The organism is Lactococcus fujiensis JCM 16395 (genome assembly GCF_002441655.1).
Classification (GTDB): domain Bacteria; phylum Bacillota; class Bacilli; order Lactobacillales; family Streptococcaceae; genus Lactococcus; species Lactococcus fujiensis.
On record NZ_JXJU01000004.1, the window covers coordinates 42,850 to 60,303 of the forward strand.

Annotated in this window: 14 protein-coding genes; 5 read left to right on the forward strand and 9 right to left on the reverse strand. The window is 39.4% G+C overall.

The features are described 5' to 3' along the window. Window positions 1-85: 85 nt before the first annotated feature. From RT41_RS04160 to RT41_RS04175, 4 genes are all read right to left on the reverse strand, one after another. The gene (locus RT41_RS04160) at window positions 86-877 is read right to left on the reverse strand and encodes an inositol monophosphatase family protein (protein WP_245811587.1); all 792 of its coding nucleotides are present in this window, start codon (window positions 875-877) and stop codon (window positions 86-88) included. Further along, complete coding sequence (locus tag RT41_RS04165) at window positions 849-1,124, reverse strand: UPF0223 family protein (protein WP_096817672.1); 276 nt, start codon at window positions 1,122-1,124, stop codon at window positions 849-851. The genes RT41_RS04160 and RT41_RS04165 overlap by 29 nt, the downstream gene beginning before the upstream one ends. Window position 1,125: 1 nt before the next feature. Then, window positions 1,126-1,515, reverse strand: a complete 390-nt coding sequence (gene spx / locus RT41_RS04170) for a transcriptional regulator Spx (protein WP_054639745.1) — start codon at window positions 1,513-1,515, stop codon at window positions 1,126-1,128. Window positions 1,516-1,794: 279 nt separating this feature from the next. After that, window positions 1,795-2,322, reverse strand: a complete 528-nt coding sequence (locus tag RT41_RS04175) for an SLOG family protein (RefSeq protein ID WP_096817674.1) — start codon at window positions 2,320-2,322, stop codon at window positions 1,795-1,797. 114 nt (window positions 2,323-2,436) lie between these two features. Here RT41_RS04175 and recU point away from each other — a divergent pair, with 114 nt between their 5' ends. Genes recU through RT41_RS04190 form a run of 3 tightly spaced genes read left to right on the forward strand, consistent with a single transcriptional unit; the run spans window position 2,437 to window position 5,813 of the window. Beyond that, complete coding sequence (gene recU / locus RT41_RS04180; protein WP_245811588.1) at window positions 2,437-3,150, forward strand: Holliday junction resolvase RecU; 714 nt, start codon at window positions 2,437-2,439, stop codon at window positions 3,148-3,150. Then, the gene (locus RT41_RS04185; protein ID WP_096817675.1) at window positions 3,116-5,182 is read left to right on the forward strand and encodes a transglycosylase domain-containing protein; all 2,067 of its coding nucleotides are present in this window, start codon (window positions 3,116-3,118) and stop codon (window positions 5,180-5,182) included. The genes recU and RT41_RS04185 overlap by 35 nt, the downstream gene beginning before the upstream one ends. A 4-nt stretch (window positions 5,183-5,186) precedes the next feature. After that, window positions 5,187-5,813 carry an MBL fold metallo-hydrolase gene (locus RT41_RS04190; RefSeq protein WP_096817676.1) on the forward strand — a complete coding sequence of 209 codons (627 nt, stop codon included), beginning with the start codon at window positions 5,187-5,189 and terminating at the stop codon, window positions 5,811-5,813. A 235-nt stretch (window positions 5,814-6,048) separates the two neighbouring features. Here RT41_RS04190 and RT41_RS04195 read toward each other — a convergent pair whose 3' ends face one another. Beyond that, window positions 6,049-7,170, reverse strand: coding sequence for a LysM peptidoglycan-binding domain-containing protein (locus RT41_RS04195; RefSeq protein ID WP_096817677.1), 1,122 nt, complete (start codon window positions 7,168-7,170; stop codon window positions 6,049-6,051). 211 nt (window positions 7,171-7,381) lie between these two features. Here RT41_RS04195 and cysK point away from each other — a divergent pair, with 211 nt between their 5' ends. Next, window positions 7,382-8,317: a cysteine synthase A gene (cysK, locus tag RT41_RS04200; RefSeq protein ID WP_096817679.1), complete on the forward strand. Its 936-nt coding sequence runs from the start codon at window positions 7,382-7,384 to the stop codon at window positions 8,315-8,317. Window positions 8,318-8,466: 149 nt separating this feature from the next. After that, complete coding sequence (locus RT41_RS04205; protein ID WP_096817836.1) at window positions 8,467-10,113, forward strand: peptide ABC transporter substrate-binding protein; 1,647 nt, start codon at window positions 8,467-8,469, stop codon at window positions 10,111-10,113. Between the two features lie 42 nt (window positions 10,114-10,155). Here the strand turns inward: RT41_RS04205 and RT41_RS04210 are convergent, their stop codons facing one another. The 4 genes from RT41_RS04210 to RT41_RS04225 form a co-directional block, all read right to left on the reverse strand. Further along, window positions 10,156-10,845, reverse strand: a complete 690-nt coding sequence (locus RT41_RS04210) for a C40 family peptidase (RefSeq protein ID WP_096817680.1) — start codon at window positions 10,843-10,845, stop codon at window positions 10,156-10,158. Window positions 10,846-10,879: 34 nt separating this feature from the next. Then, window positions 10,880-12,025: a cysteine desulfurase family protein gene (locus tag RT41_RS04215; protein WP_096817681.1), complete on the reverse strand. Its 1,146-nt coding sequence runs from the start codon at window positions 12,023-12,025 to the stop codon at window positions 10,880-10,882. Between the two features lie 331 nt (window positions 12,026-12,356). Beyond that, on the reverse strand, window positions 12,357-14,339 hold the full coding sequence (locus tag RT41_RS04220; RefSeq protein WP_096817682.1) for a hypothetical protein: 1,983 nt from the start codon (window positions 14,337-14,339) through the stop codon (window positions 12,357-12,359). Then, complete coding sequence (locus RT41_RS04225; protein ID WP_096817684.1) at window positions 14,294-17,443, reverse strand: beta strand repeat-containing protein; 3,150 nt, start codon at window positions 17,441-17,443, stop codon at window positions 14,294-14,296. Before RT41_RS04225 ends, RT41_RS04220 begins: the two co-directional genes overlap by 46 nt. Between the last annotated feature and the right edge of the window lie 11 nt (window positions 17,444-17,454).

Below are 17,454 nucleotides of genomic sequence, written 5' to 3' on the forward strand. Positions count from 1 at the left end.
CCATGTCATGAATTTCAAATATTACAAAAATGTTATGAAATTATGACTGTTTTGCCTATTAATTATATCATAAAATAATTTTCGGCTATTCTATCTTGCTTGATTTAAGATAGTTTTGAATTTCATTCTGAAGTGACTTGGGTACAGTGTAGATCATTTCACGCCCTGAAAATGTGGGTTCCCCTCCATCAAGTGACTTTGTGACAAAGCCAAGTTGAGATGCAATAATTGAGCCAGCAGCATAGTCCCAAGGCTGTAAATTACTAAAATAGCCCATTAATTTTCCTTCAAATAAATCAGTATAACTTATTCCAGCAGAACCACTCGTTCGAACGCCTAAGGTTTGAAAACTTAGATCCAATAGACCACCAGTGTTAGTCCGATACATATAGGCATTAACACCGATTAAGCTATAATGCAAATTGAAGTCTTTTTTCTTCAAAAGCCTGTCGTTACAATACGCTGCAGCTTCATCAGACCAATAAAGTCTTTCTTTCATGACATCCAAAATGATTCCAAATTTTCCGACCCCATATTCATAATAGGCCAACATTACCGCAAATTTATCTCGTTGAACAATAAAATTGGTCGTTCCGTCAATTGGATCCAAAATCCAGAGTGACGGAATGGACGCAGAAAATGCCGTTTTAATTTCATCTTCTTCTGCTAAAATCAAATCGTCTGGAAACGCATGTTTTATTTGTCCGACTATATTTTTTTGAACGAGCTGATCATAATTAGTAACTAGGTCATCTGGTCGTGTTTTTTCAGTAATTTTCACAGGCCCATTAATATTTTCGCGCAAAAAGGCGCCAGCAGCTTGAACCCATAATTTAGCTTGTTCAAGTTTATTGGTGACTGACAAATTTTTTTCCACTCGCTCCAACTTCCTTTACTGCTTGATAAATGGAATATCCACTGGCTTCTTCAAAAGAACGGCCAATTTGTTTCTCTTGCATTTTTGAAGGTACGACTTTTTTAAAGGCTTCATAATTTTCCTTAAAGACTGTCACTTCAACCTTTTGTTCGTAATATTTTTCTACTTGGTTTAAAAACGAAAGCACTACTGTCATCTCAGCAGTACTCCACGATAAATCAATTGGATATGAATAATTTTCTTTCATCTTAATTTTCTATTGAGCTAGACATTTCTGCTCGACGATAATCTCTTGGTAAAAAAGATCTAATTTCATCTTCGTTAAAGCCAATTTGCAGGCGCTTCTCATCTGTAATAATCGGGCGACGAAGCAAGTTGGGGTACTCAGATACAAGTTCAATAAGCTCATTTATCGTCAAACTATCAACATCAATCGCCAGTTTTTGAAAAACTTTTGAACGTGTTGAAATAATATCCTCCGTCCCATTTTCTGTTTTTGTCAATATTTTGCGCAAATCATCAGGCGTTAGAGGTTGGGTTAAAATGTTGTGTTCTACATAGGGAACTTTATGTCCTTGCAACCAAGCCCGCGCTTTACGGCAACTTGTGCATGAAGGAGACAAATATAAATCAATCAATTTTTGTTCCTACTCTCATCATATTTTAAATAATCTCACTATAATGGCCGCCTTTTTAATACAAAGGCGAGCCTCAAAAATTGATATTTGGAAACATCAATTTAAATTTATTTATTTTTAAAAAGCAAAAAGCTAACATAAATATTAAACACTTTTTAAATAGAAATAAGCATCTATTTTTGTTTTAACGTGATGATAATATTTAGCCATTTTATTTTATTATAACAAAATATTTTTAGCAAAAAAAGCACAAATTGAAATTTTTGTGAATTTTTTCGATTATTCTTCATTCATTTCTTCATAAATATCCTGTAAATCTTCAAATGTTAAAAGGTCTAGATCATATTCAGGAATCGTTTCCATTTTTTCAACAAGATAATGTAATTTTGTTTCATTTTCTACATCATAGAAAACGAAAGCTCCCTCCGTATTTTCCAATAAGAATTCATTATACTGTCTAAATTGTTGTGGATTTTCATACTTTTGATAAGCAAATTTTATAAAATCTACATTTTTGAAAGCGGATAACTTTGTTTGATTACTTTCATTCCAATTTTGTCCATGAGTTTCAAAATCAAAAATTGTTGAAATTTGGAAAGGATATTCGGCTTGGAGTGCTTTAGCCACTTCCAGAGCCCAGTATTCAAACCCCATTGCACCAGTAAAAACAACCCATTCAAGTCCATTTTCTAAATATGAAGTGAGCCGTTTACGAATGGCTTTTTTTATGACTGTAATTTTTAAGTCTTTTTCGTCAAAAATTCCTAAGTCAAAACTACTGTAACCTGTTACTAAAAGTGCGTTCATTTATCCTCTTTCCATGTTTAAAGTATGCTATAATGAACATTATACTACACTTAGAAAAATCAAGAGTCTAATTTGCAAATTAAGATGCATCCTCTTGAATGTTAGGTATTTCAAATGATTAAGTATCCGAACGGTATAAAAAGACCTGCTGGAATGAAAATTCAAGAGAAAAACCTGCCTGAAAAAAATGGGGCAACGCAAGTAAAGTTGTCCAAAAAGGTGGAAAAAAAGCAAGTAAAATCTAATTTGCCATCTCTTAAGTCATTCACAAAATCAACGGTCGAATTTGGTAAACGCGGTATGAATTTTGAGGCAGAAATTAATGCAACCAATGATTACTATTTAACACATGGAATGGCCGTGGTCCATAAGAAGCCAACACCGATTCAAATCGTGAAAGTCGATTATCCTAAGAGGAGCCGAGCTAAAATAACAGAAGCTTATTTTCGTCAAGCTTCGACAACTGACTACTCCGGCGTTTGGCAAGGCAAATACATTGATTTTGAGGCCAAAGAAACACAACAGAAAACTGTTTTCCCACTCAAAAATTTTCACGATCATCAAATCATACACATGGAAAATGTGATTAAACAAGGTGGAATTGCCTTTGTCTTACTTCATTTCGCAACTCTAAATGCGACCTATTTACTTCCAGCATCAAATCTGATAAAATTTTATTATGAGAAACATGGCTTAAAGTCGATTCCGCTCGATTTTATCAAGAAATATGGGCACGAAATTACAACGGAACAGATTCCAAGGATTCCTTATTTAGATATATTAATTGAACACTATGAGGTACAGAAAAATCAAAACGATAAAAAATAGTCCAAAAAATGAGCCGAGAACAACAAAACGAAAATGGTTGACTGCTATCAAAGTCTTTTTTATTATCATTCTATCAACTATTATTCTTGCTGTTTTTGCAGGTGGAGCAATTTTTGTTTATTATGCCAAAGATGCACCCAAGTTAGATTTAAGTCAGCTTGAATCTGCCCCGTCAAGCCAGTATTTTGATGCATCAGGTAATGTTGTCGCTACAATGGGTGCTGAAAACAGAACACTTGTCGAAACAGATAATATCCCAATTCTTTTGGTTAATGCGGTTACTTCGATTGAGGACCACCGCTTTTTCAGTACGCGCGGTATTGACCCTGTTCGTATCGCTGGTTCTTTTTTACATAACTTAAAAGGAGATTCGCTAAATGGTGGTTCAACTTTGGATATGCAATTAATTAAACTGGGTATGTTTTCGACGAGTAAATCTGATCAGAATTTAAAAGTAAAGGTCCAAGAAGCCTGGCTTGCCTTGCAATTAGATCAGAAATGGACGAAAGAACAAATTTTTACTGCTTATGTCAATAAAGTTAATATGGCGAATGGTTATTACGGAATGGGAACTGCTGCAAAAGCATATTATGGGAAGTCCTTAACAGAACTTTCGATTGCACAAATTGCCTTGTTAGCTGGGATGCCCCAAGCCCCTTCAACATACAACCCTTATACTAACCCTTCTGCAGCGCAATATCGTCGTGATTTAGTCATCAATGCCATGTATAAATATGGAAAAATTACCGATGCTCAGAAAAAGGAAGCTCTAGCCACCCCAATAAAATCGGGCTTGCAAACATTAACACAAAGTGTTTCGATACCCGCCTTCGCGGATAATTTCTTAAAACAAGCTAAGGCTCAAGCGGACAAATTAGCCAAAGTCGATACAGCAACAGCTGGTGTAAAGGTCTATACAACTCTCGACCCAAATGCCCAACAAAATTTATATAATATTGTCAATACTGACCAATATGTGACCTATCCTGATAAGAATTTCCAAGTGGCATCAACTTTAGTTAATGTCCAAACCGGCGCAGTTGTCGCACAAATTGGGATGCGCAATGTCCCTGATAATACAACTTTTGGTTCAAATTATGCGGTACAAACTGACCGCGACTGGGGTTCAGCAATGAAACCTTTAGTTGATTACGGTCCAGCATTTGAGAATGGTATCTACACCTCGACGAGTGATACCGTTGTGGATGGTCCCTCTTCTTATCCAGACGGAACCCCACTAAGTAACTGGGATAATACCTATTTAGGTACATTGACCGTCAAACAAGCACTCGATTATTCACGCAACATCCCTGCGGTGAAAACATTAATCAAGGTTGGGCTGACTGATTCAAATAATTTCTTACAAAAAGTTGGAATTAATTTGTCACCAATGGTTTATGCCAATGCGATTTCAAGTCACACATCCAATGCTTCCGGCGGAGCAAGTTCTGTTTCCATGGCTTCTGCCTATGCTGCATTTGCCAATTCAGGAGTCTACACGAAACCTTTCTATGTGACAAAAGTTGTTTTCCCCGATGGTCATGAACTTGATTATAAACCTGAAAAAACTCAAGCAATGAAGCCTTCAACTGCTTATATAATAACTAATATGCTTAAAGGTGTTGTTCAATTACCAGTTTCAGTTTCGGTAGGGGGAAATGCTGCTCTGCCAGGACTGACCGCTCTTGCGGGTAAGACGGGGACTTCAAATTACACCACTGAACAAAGAAACGAAATTGATAAAAAAATTGGAAATGTAACTGGAATGGTCTCACCTGACGAAAACTTTGTTGGATATACCCCACAATACTCAATGGCAGTTTGGACGGGATATAAAAATATGATGACACCAGTTTATGGTCAAGGCATAATGTGTGCCACTAGCGTCTTTAGAAGCATGATGCAAGTGCTATACCCTAATCCATCTTCAGTAGCTGACTGGACAGCCCCCGATACTGTAACCGACAATGGTTCTTCCGTTTCAGTCAACAACACTGGTTCAACTTCAAATAATACGACAAATGGACAATAGTAAAATGAAAATTGAAAAACTTGTCAATCCAATTGCTCAGGAGAACACTTATCTTCTGAGCAATTCTTCTGCTTGCATGGTGATAGATCCTGGCAGTTCCCCTAAACCCATTGTTGAGCATCTAACCAACCTAGGCGTGCCTCTGGTTGCGATTTTATTGACTCACGCGCATTTTGATCACATGATGGGGCTCAAATTGCTTAAGGATACCTATCCTGACTGCCCAATTTATTTGCACGAGGCCGAGAAAGAATGGCCTCATCGCCCCGATTTGAATGCTTCACGTTTATTAATGCATGATGACATTATTGCACCAGATGCGGATGACTTTTACAAAATACGTTACAATTATGAGATTTCTGGATTTAATTTCAGAATCTTGGAAACACCAGGTCATTCAATTGGTGGGGTGAGTCTTGTCTTTGACCAAGAAAAAATCGTTTTTACTGGAGACGCGTTATTTAAAAATGCAATCGGGCGTTGGGACCTGCCAACTGGAAATTATGAACAACTCATTCACTCAATTCGAACGCAGTTGTTGAGCTTAAATTCAGAATTTGAAATTTCACCTGGACATGGACCGAAGTCTACGATTGAGCTTGAAAAAAATAATAATCCCTTCTTAAAATAAAATAAGGCCTAGGCCTTATTTTTATATTGTTTTGCTATTCCAATAGATAATATCTTACTATTTAATTTATTACGTATTTTGCCTTTTGTTATTTAATAAAAAATATTACTCGAATCATTCCATCCGATCAATTGGCCTTGTAAAACGATAAGCTTTCTGTACATTTAGACTTAAACGAGTCTGCTTAAAAATAAAAAACATAAAGGTATATTTCTTTATGTTTTTTTGTGATCTGTTAAATTAATATCGTTTGTCCCGGTAAAATTGTTTGATTGGTACCAATACCATTTATTTCAGCCAAACGTTCGGCTGTCATACCATTAGCTGATGCAATTGAGTATAGACTTTCACCGGCTACAACAGTGTGAGCATAACGAGAATTAGTTGTTGCCGTAGAACTTGTTGCACTGTATGAACTCCTTGTGCTTGCTGTGGTGTTAGAAGATGAATTTGCAGAAACAATCAATTTTTGTCCAATGTGAATTGTACTATTAATATCCGAAATTCCATTGGCGTTCATTAAGTGACGGATGCTCATCCCATATTGTGCTGCTATTGAAGACAAACTATCACCTGATTTGACTGTATATGAGCCAGTGCCAGAACTTGAACTCAAGTTTGTAGTGGTAGAACTGGCTTGTGAGACTCCTGTGATTTTCAAGACTTGACCAACTTGCAGGCTATTTCCATCAGATAATCCATTGACCGAAATCAATCGAGCAGTCGTCGTGCTATATTGTGCTGCTATTGCAGACAGTGTATCACCAGACTTGACTGTATATGAACTTGCTCCAGATGCTGATGAATTCGAACTGCTTCTAAGTGATGATGATGGAACTCCACCATTGTCATAAGCCGTCAGACCTAACTCAGCAATTAAATAGTTCAACTTTTTAGAATAATTTGGATCAGTTGCATATCGCCCCTGCAACCAAGCAGTCGCCTCACGATAGGAACTCGTATTCTCCCGCCAAGCACCTGCATATAATTTGGATCCACGAAGCAATTGAGCTTGTGCAATACATGCTTCGTAGAGCGAATTATAAGATTGGAAAGGTTGAACAACTGTAGTCATTTGGCCATTAATATATTCTTGAGTGGGCAAGTAAACAGGATTACCCGACGTATATTTTACACCAAAAATATTGTTATAATTATTAGCCAAACCACTTTGACCATGACTACTTTCCAGAATTCCTTGAGCAATCATGACAGACGGATAAAGACCAAACTGATTTGCAATAGGAGTTGCCGCTTGAGCAATCGAGGTAACTGACAAAGCCTGAGCTTTGACACCTGTCAGTGCTGATACTGCTAAAACAGATGCTCCCAACGCAAATTGATATCTTTTCTTCATTAATAATTCTCACTTTCATTCCAAGTCTTTAATGATGACATTATTCTTAATCTTTATTATAATAAAAATGTAAAGCATTTGTAAAGCTATTTCAATTATAAACATAAAATAGAGCCATAAAAAAAGCTAAATCCGATATAAGTTTTTTTTATAGCCAGATTCATTTTTTATTGTAAAATAGAAATATACAAATTACTAATGAGGTCGAAAAATGAGTAAAATCTATGAGAATATCACTGAATTAATTGGTCAAACACCAATTCTTAAACTCCAAAATACGCCTGCTGATGCAGCCGATGTTTATGTGAAGCTTGAAAGCTTTAACCCTGGCGGTTCAGTCAAAGACCGTATCGCTTTGGCTATGATTAAGCAAGCTGAATTAGACGGGAAGTTAAAAGCGGGCGGTACAATTGTTGAACCAACTTCGGGAAATACTGGTATTGGTTTAGCATTCGTGGGTGCAGCTTTAGGCTACAAAGTAGTTATTGTTATGCCTGAGAGCTTCTCTATTGAACGCCGCAAATTAATCCAAGCTTACGGGGCTGATTTAGTATTAACCCCAGCCGCTGGTGGAATGGGCGCTGCTATTGCTAAAGCAAAAGAATTGTCAGAAGAAAAAGGGTATTTCCTTGCGATGCAATTTGAAAACCCAGCTAACCCAGCAATTCATGAACAAACTACTGGTGCAGAGATAATCGATGCCTTCGGCATAACTGCAGACCATATCGGACTAGATGCCTTTGTTGCAGGTGCAGGAACTGGTGGAACAATTACAGGAGTTTCCCACGCCCTCAAAAAAGCTAACGCGAACATCAAAACTTTTGTCGTTGAAGCCGCTGAATCTTCAATTCTATCAGGTAATGCAGCAGGACCACATAAAATTCAAGGGATTTCTGCAGGATTCATTCCACCAATCTTGGATACAAAATCCTACGATGAAGTAATTGCTGTCAAGGGTGACGATGCGATAAAGACTGCCCGTGGAATTGGCGCAAGTGAAGGTTTCCTTGTTGGAATTTCATCTGGTGCAGCTATTTATGCCGCAATTGAAGTTGCTAAAAAATTAGGTGTGGGTCATAAGGTTCTAGCGCTTACTCCTGATAATGGAGAACGTTACTTATCAACTGTTTTATACGATTTTGACTAAACAAACCAAAAGAAAGAGAACAAACTCGTTCTTTTTCTTCTGCAAATTTTTGCAATAATTGTTCAAAATAGTAAAAAATAATTGACAAAAATATAGAGCGTAATACAATTAAAGAGGAAAAAATTATGCTTATTTTTATGGGAGATAAAATGAATAAATTTAAAATTGGTACCCTTGGGGTTATTTCTGTCGCTGCTGTTACTTTACTTGCAGCATGCGGAAATCAAACTTTAGGGACCTCTACGACAAGAAACATTCAATACAGTTTGAATTCAGATTTGCTCACACTTGACTCCAGTTTAGCTTCTGATGTCAATTCGATTGACACGCTGCTTAATGTTGAATCTGGACTTGTCCGCTTTGACAAAAATGCACAAGTTGAATTAGATTTAGCCAAATCAATTGATGTCTCAAAAGACGGACTCACTTACACGGTTGAATTAAAACCTGATCTCAAATGGTCAAATGGCGAAAAGTTGACAGCACAGGATTTTGTTTACGGTTGGCAAAGAACGATTAATCCTAAGACCGGTTCAGAATATGCAATGGCTCTCTCACCACTTGCCAATGCAACAGCTATTATGAATGGTAAAAAACCTGTATCGAGTCTTGGAATCAAAGCCGAAGGAGATTCCAAACTCATTATCACTTTGGCAAATCCCACACCATACTTTGAAAAATTGATGACTGAACAAGCCTTTTACCCATTGAATCAAAAATTTGTTGAAAAGGAAGGGAAATCTTATGGAACAACTTCTGATAAGACCCTTTACAATGGTGCCTTCATGTTTGCTAAAGGAAGTAAAGGATGGACAGGCTCGAACAAAACATTCTCACTCGTCAAAAATCCAAACTATTATGATGCCAAATCTGTAAAAGCTTCTGGCATTACTTATCAAGTTATTAGTGACATGTCGACTGCAGCCCAATTGTACAAGCAAGGCAAACTGGACATCGCTGTCCTCGATACCCCAGAGTTAATTGCTGCTAATAAATCCACGAAAGGATTTAATGTCCTTCAATCTCCACGTACAGATACCATTGAATACAATCAATCCGGTTCCGTACCTGCACTTAATAATGTCAAGATTCGTGAAGCATTCAATCTTGCGACAAACCGGCAAGGGCTACTTGATACTGCTGCCCCTTCATACACTGTTTTGAAAACAGCCACTCCAAAAGGACTGGACAAAGCGCCAAATGGACAAGATTTTGCAACCTATGCAGCACAACCTTATAGCTATGATCCTGAAAAAGCTGCAAAACTTTTCAAAGAAGGCTTGAAAGAACTAGGAAAAACATCACTGACTTTGACACTTGAAGGGGATAGCGATGATGCTTTCCACAAGTCTGCTGTGGATTACCTCAAACAGAATTTCGAAAAAGTATTACCAGGTTTGACCATTAACGAAAACCTTGTCCCTAAAGCACAACGCTTAAAGGATGCAACAAACAACAACTTCCAGATTATTCTCTCAAGTTGGGGAGCGGACTACAATGAGCCCTCTAATTATTTGATTAATTTTATCACTGGCAGTACGATGAATGATGGTAAAGTAAGCAATGCAGCTTATGATAAGGCGTTTAAAGCGGCGACAACTGTACCTGATGTCAATGATCCTGAAAAACGATATGCAGACTACAAGGATGCTGAACAAGCCCTCTACGAGCAATCGAATATTAACCCTATTGATACACAAGCTAAGTCAATTCTAATGAATCCAAACTTAAAAGGTGTTTCAAAAGTCAACTCAGCGATGATTTACGACTTAACACATGCTTATCTTGTTAATTAAAAGATAATAAATAAAAAAAGCACATTTCAGTGCTTTTTTTATTTAGCTTACTTCTCGCTGGATTGTTCCCGATCTGAACAATTCGGCCCAAGTCATATTTCCTAAGACTGACTTGTTAATCACCTGATCTAATTTGCTAATATTTACGCCATTGGTGCTAGTGGAATCGTGTAAAATATAACCATCTCCAAGATAAATCGCAACATGTTGCTCATATTCAGGAGCATTTGCTGCTGTAACCAGTAAATCGCCACGCGTTTTATTGGACCACGAAATGCTCGTTCCAGTTTGTGCCAATAAGTAAGTCGTAGCAACAGATTGCTGAACGATGGATTGGCCACCTAATCGATACATTTGTGCAACAAAACTTGAACAGTCATATTCATTCTTTGCAATCGAATTACTCGTTCGACCTCCTCCATACACGTAAGGGCTGATTCCAACTAATTTGAGCCCTGAAGCAATTGTTTTTTCAATGACTACATTATTTGTTCTCAACGATGAAGCGACAGAAGCATATTCTGTAATCGTAGGATTTGTTGTCGTAATGCCCAAAGCCTTCACTGATGGACTTACATTTGTAGCCGCTGAATTTTGCAGATTAATCCAATATCCCCCTAAAACCAAGAGTAAACCGATAATGAGCACACTCATCAGGCCTTTGGGGAAGATTTGCTTTCGATTATTTTTTATAAGAGAGGGAGCTCGTTTTTTATCTATCCGTTTTTTCATGCTCCCTTTGTAATCAATAGAGATTAATACGAACTTAACGAGCGATCTTGTCAAATTCTGAATATAGGATTTTAAAGACGGTCAAGAATTGTTCAACTTCTGACATATTGTTCGTGTGATCAAGACTAATTCTGACTGCACTCGTTGCATACTTATTCGGCACATTCATCGCAACTAAAGTTCCTGCTGTCGCGTTCTTTTTGGATGAACAAGCCGAAGTCGTTGAGATATAGATTTCATGATTTTCGAATCCATGCACAACTACTTCTCCTCTTACACCACGAATGCCAAAAGTCAAAATATTGGGCGCAAAGTGTTCCATTTCACTAAATAGAATGACTTTATCGTATGCTTTGAGCGCATTATAAATGACGGCTTTCATTTTGCCAACTTTTTTGCGCTTTAAGGAATCATCCGTCAAAGTTAGGCGCATGGCCTTCGCCGTTGCCGCAATTGCTGGTAAATTTTCTGTTGTCGACCGCTTATTATTTTCTTGACCTCCCCCATGGAGTAGCGGCGTCAATCGTTTTCCTGCCTTAATCACTAAAATACCAACCCCACGTGGTCCATGGAATTTATGAGCAGATAAAGTAACAAAATCAACTCGAGGCAACATGAAGTCTTCAACAGCTATTTTTCCTAATCCTTGAACTGCGTCAACATGGAAACTAATGGTCGGTTTATCTTCAAGAAAATCAGCAATTTCTTTGAGGGGCTGTATTGCGCCAACTTCATTATTGACTGCCATACAAGAGACCAAAATGGTTTCATCTCTAACAAGTGCTTTAAGTTCTTTGACTTTTACAAATCCTTTTGCATCAACTGGAGCATAATCAACGTCAAAGCCCTGTGTCCTTAGCCATTCAGCTGCATTTTTGATTGCAGGATGCTCAACACTTGAGACAATAATGTGATTGCCAAAGGGCTTCTTTTCAAAGGCTACACCTTTGAGCACCCAATTGTCCCCCTCAGTTCCACCACTTGTAAAATAAATTTCATGAGGTTGAACCCCTAATAATTCTGAGATTTGACGACGCGATGCATCTAAGAGTCGTGTTGCGACAGTCCCTAACTGATGGAGACTAGAAGGATTTCCCATTATTTTGGTTGCCACATCGGTATAAGTTTTCATTGCCTCAGGCGCCATACTTGTAGTTGCACTGTTATCAAAGTAAATCATTTTTTCATTTTGTCCTTATTCTTTTCCGCTCTTCATCACTTATCCAACTGAAAGAAAAAATACTCGCCAAATGGACGAGGATGTTGAGCAAATGTTACTTTATTATAACACAAATTAAGCTGAAACTTTTCAAGAGAAAGTCAAAAAAAGAACCCGCTCACACAGGCTCTTTTGATTAGGAGTATTTATGAAAAAATTTATTTTTGGAATAAATGAATTATATCAAGCGTGACTTAAAACGAGCTAAAATAAAGCTTATCTCAAAATAAAATTTTGTATGCTTAGGGTCAAAAAAAGCATTAGATGTGCTTTTTTTGACTCATTTATAAGCTTAGTCTCCGGTGACTGGCCCTTTACTTAATGTCCAAAGGACTGAACCGTTATAGGTATCAGCACGTTGAGTTGCGGCTGTTTGTGGCAGACTAAGAGCAAATCCTTGTGTTTCAGCCCCTGTCCCACTATTTAATGCAGTCGTTGACCAACTTGGAGCCGTTGACCAGTTTTTCGACAAATCAAATAGGTTAGCCTGTTGGGCAACTGACGCTAATGTTGCACTATCGAGACCATATGGAACTTGCATCGTTGTCGTTGCTGAACTTGTCTCCATCGTCGAATCCCAACCAGGATAGGTTGTATAACCTCCTGAAGGATACAGGATAGGGTCATAATAGGCCGCATTGACCGCATTATTCGATGTAATTACCGATCCATTGTAAGTCAGATAAGGCGTTAAATCATAATTGGTCTTTACGCCAAGCAGTGGCGTAATTATTGTAACATCCAATAACCAACCCTTTTGAGAAGCTGCTGGAATTGAATCATCAATAAATAATTCTTGGTCAGGAGAACCTAAGGTAGACCATGCATGTGTCGTATCGATCGTATGTGTACCAAAAGTTATTTCATTCGGCGTTCCCCAAGACAAATCACCAGTAGATACTGTAATCGAAGCCCCATTTGTCGTCCCCGTCGTCAACGTTTGTCCAGTTGGTGTAATAGCCGTATAATCCACAGTAACCATATCATTCGTAGCACTAGCTGCAGTACCGTCAGTTGCTGTGCCATTTAACGAATCAACAACAGCAGTATCGTTAGCCAAATTCACGGCTGATTGACCAGTTGCTGTAAATTGTCCTCCAGAAACATATGTTCCAGTTCCTGTCGTGGTTGAGGTGCCAGTGTATTGAATGCCAGTTGTTTGCTGAGCCGTTGGAATAGTCACTCCATTGCCTGTGTCAGTTGACAGACCCGTTTTAATCGTTGCTGCCGTAGTGGCATTAAAATCACTCAATGGTGTAACCGTGACTGTATAAGTATTTTGCAAAGGCGTCAGAAGCACAGCTCCGGTCCCCCCAATACTTGGATCTTGAATGCCCGTATCGTCTTTGATGATAGACGCTACAGTATCATCCATTGTTGAAGATTGAGCCCAAGCCATTGCCCCCGACCCATCTGATGCAATGTCAGAGGTTGAGTCAGGTACAATCGTAACAGTCGACTCTCCGACAGCTCCAGACGTTGTATCAGTCCAAGTTAAATTAATGGTTCTGTAAATTTGACCCGTCGACAGTCCTTTGTTAATATCAGTAACCGCTGTTAAAACGCTATTTAATTGGTCACTCGGTGTGACTGTTGTGCTTGACGAAGCTAAGCCTGTTCCTGTAATTGCTGACATACTGTATAAATTGGCACTGCCATTAACTGAATCACTTGAATTAAGCGTTAAGGCTTTAGCCTCACTGTTTGTCAAGATAAATGAATGGGCGGAAATTGTTGACACATCATTCGTCTTCGCAGTATAGACCACATATCGACTATACACGTTACCGTTTGCTTCGGATGTGTTGTATGATCCATTCGATGAATTCCCTGGGAAATACAAGTGGTTATAGCCATAACTTGTCGTTGTTGGGCTACTCGAATTTGCATAAGCAATAAATGGATCAAACAAAGTTCGAGCACCATTTTGTCCCGTACCAGTCCAAGACCATGAATAAGGGGCGTTACCATCAGTCCCATCGGCCGCAATATAATAATTCGGCGTGCCAGCCGTGACAAGCGTTGTGGCAGATCCAGATGGGCTCGTGATTGGACTTGGCCAATCTGTCACTGATGGGTTTGTTGTCGGAGGTAATATTGGCGTTGTTGTGGTATTGTCATAAGTCGAATATCCAGATGCATTTGCTGAAATAAATTCATCTTCATCAGAACCCGTATGGTAATCATAAATACCAGGAGAAACCCCCGTTTCACCATTCACAGGAGCAGTTACTGAAACATCTTGAACATAACTCCCACTTGATGCTTCAAACATGAAGGGGTCATTGCTCGTTTGTTGTGTTTCTGTTGCACCGCCCGTAAACAAGGTTCCCCAGTCGTTGCGCTAGGAAAACTGTAAAAGCTTCCAGATGAAGTTGGCGCGTAAGTGCTGCTTGGATACATCAACACAATCTTAGTTGCACCCGTGTTCCATTGGGACCCCGTCAACACATTTCCGTTTGAATCATAAGCAGTAACAAGGACTTTCTTTCCTACATTATCGCCCGTGCCCATGGGTGTGGTAGCATCAGTCGTAAAGTCACTACTAAAGCCTGAATTAAAGGCCCAAGAACCACCACCCGCTTTCGCATTATTCGTATCGAATTCCCGAATTTGACCAGCGCCAAGGAAAATCTCATCTGTCGCTGTATAGGCTGTATCTGTCTTATCAGTATCGCCTAGTAGACCGTAACCATACATTGAGTTAGGGTCATCCCCCAGAAAGTTGACTTCATTAATGTTGGCAATGCCATCCGATGTCCCTGCTTTTTGATCAAAAGTAATGAAAGGCATCGAACTTGAAGAGGTTCCCCAATAGGTTCCATTCTCTGTCTTTGACAGTCCACTAACAGGTGATGTATTAATATTAACTGGTGATGTTGAAGTACCAACAGCGATATTGTTTCCTCTCCATGTCATCTTTGAACCTGTCGTTACCATGGAAATGGAGTGCATATTTATAATTCGGTCTGTTGTCAGATAAGGTGTTGAAAATTCAGAGTCGCCATCCAAAGTGACATTTCCTAGATAAACCTGAGTGGTTAAAGGACTAAATGTCGTTGTTGTCGATTGATTGGCCCAGGAATTTCCCCAGAATGCTCCCGTAAAGATTCCTGATTTGCTATCAAATTCGCAACTTGCAAATTGGTAAGCAGATTCCCCTGTTGCATATGTCCCACTGCTTCCACTCGCTCCCGTCGCGCTATTGCTGAAAGTTCCTGTCATTTGTTGTGCAGAAGCCCCATTCAATACTGTCCCCTGCGTATCAAGACCGACCATTGATTCATAGTTTGGATCATAATAAGTCATTGAAGGATTGTTTATTCCTTGTGTCCAACCACTTACACCATAAACAGTACCAACGGGTTGACTCGTTGTAGCATCAGTTGATGTCCGTTCAGTCCACGAGGGTTGAGCAGCGGTCCAAACAACACCACTTGGCGATTCCGTTGCCCCACTTTGTGTGGCGGTCGAAATCGGTTGACCTGGATTCGTTATCCCAGTCCCATTTGTCGTTGCAGCAACCACACTCGAATTTGCCGTCCAGCCTGTTACCGTGCCATATGTACTACTTGCAGTAAAGTCTGGATTATAGTTCAGGGTCAAAATACCGTTATTTTTTACATCAAGTGATGTAAAATTTTCTAATCGGTCAGCAAGATAAATGTGATTTAATCCTGTTTTATTTGCTGAGTTACCTAATGTTACCAAAGCCGTGTTAGAACCTGATGATACCGAACCTGTCGAACTGTTCCAATTTACATTACTTGAAGTAAAGCTCTCAACAGTGGTTGAACTAAATGAAGGATTGATAACACCTGTTGCATTACTTGCATTTCCCGTTGGATAGACACTACCATTGCGCATGGGCATATCAAATAAAGTATTGCTTGATGTTTCTGGTGCAGCATAGCCCTGACCACCTGAAATCTTCATAATTTGCCCAGCATTGAGCACGTTAATATTAACATTATAATTCAGGCCACTAGTCGAAATCCCATTATAATAGGTCAGGAAATGCGTATTGTGGGCAATTGGATAGTCTGAAGCGTAGATATTTCCGAAACTGTCCTTTGGCGCATCAACAGTCATATTGACCCCACTGATGTCAGTGTCAACATTTGGGTTCCCATCCGTCTGATAACCTCCGAAGTTAGCTGAACCATCTGCACGATAGGCAGACATTGAGTCACCTGAAAGCTGTGCCCCATTCAAAACGGACTGCGAAGGATTACCATAAATAAAGAGATTAATACTTGATGTTAAACCAGACCCCATCCAGGGCTCAGTGTCCTGCAAACTTCCATTTGCATTTGTAATTTGTTCGGCTGGAGCACCACCGCCTGTAAATGGCACACCTGGAGAGAACTTCAGGAGAGTACTCGAACTTACGCCGACCATAGGACTAGCACTGCTTGAGGATGTTGCGTTTTCAGCATCAACCGCTATATTTGAACTTCCAGTTTCTTGTCCATTGACTGGGCCACCACAAATTGTCTTGTGTGACAGGTCACTTCCATTTGGTGCTCCTGAATAATCACCACCTGTGATTCGAACTTGGGTTGATCCAATTAATTGCATAGGTGAATAATAAAGTGAATTACTCGAGGACCAGGCGGTACCAGTATTTGTTACATAAGCAATATTCCAGTTTTTGCCACTGCCTCCGCTTGTCCAGTAACCTGACGATATCAGAGTACCGACAAGTGATCCGTTAATGATTCCACCATCCATTTCGGTATTGGCATTCCCCTTGTGGAATGCCACATCGTAGTCTCCACCCGTGGCAACCGTATCGATTTGTCCACCTGTTATCTTCAATTCGGAATCCCCAAAAGTGATTCCTGCACTCCGACCACCACCGAAGGCTTGCCCAATCATTCCTCCATTGATATAAGTACCAGAGGCATAATTAGCTTGCGTGGCGCCACTTGATCCATTTTGATAACCAGAGAAAGCACCACCATAGACTTGAGTGGCAACAAGACCAAAGCCTGCCGCTGGCGTCGATCCAGAAATTAATGTAGACGAACCATTTTGATAATAATTGACGAAGTTTCCAAGTCCTGTTGTTCCACCTGCCGCTTCAAAAACGCCAGTGTTACTTGCGCCACTTGCTGTAACCTCAAAACCTGAACCATTTGCATAGGTATTGTTACTCTCTGAATAAAGACTGTTCAAGTTAGCTGGCAGATTGCCGAATGCCGTCCCAGCTGTACCTGAGGCACTATTTAGGAGTCCTGCACCCCATGTTGAGGTAACTAATCCAGTTGTCCCAATAGAGAGATAGGTTTGTCCATTTTGGTAACCAAAGTAAGAACCGCCACGGACGACACCTGCCCATATATTATCTGTACTATCCGACTTATCTATTGACACTCCTGTACTTG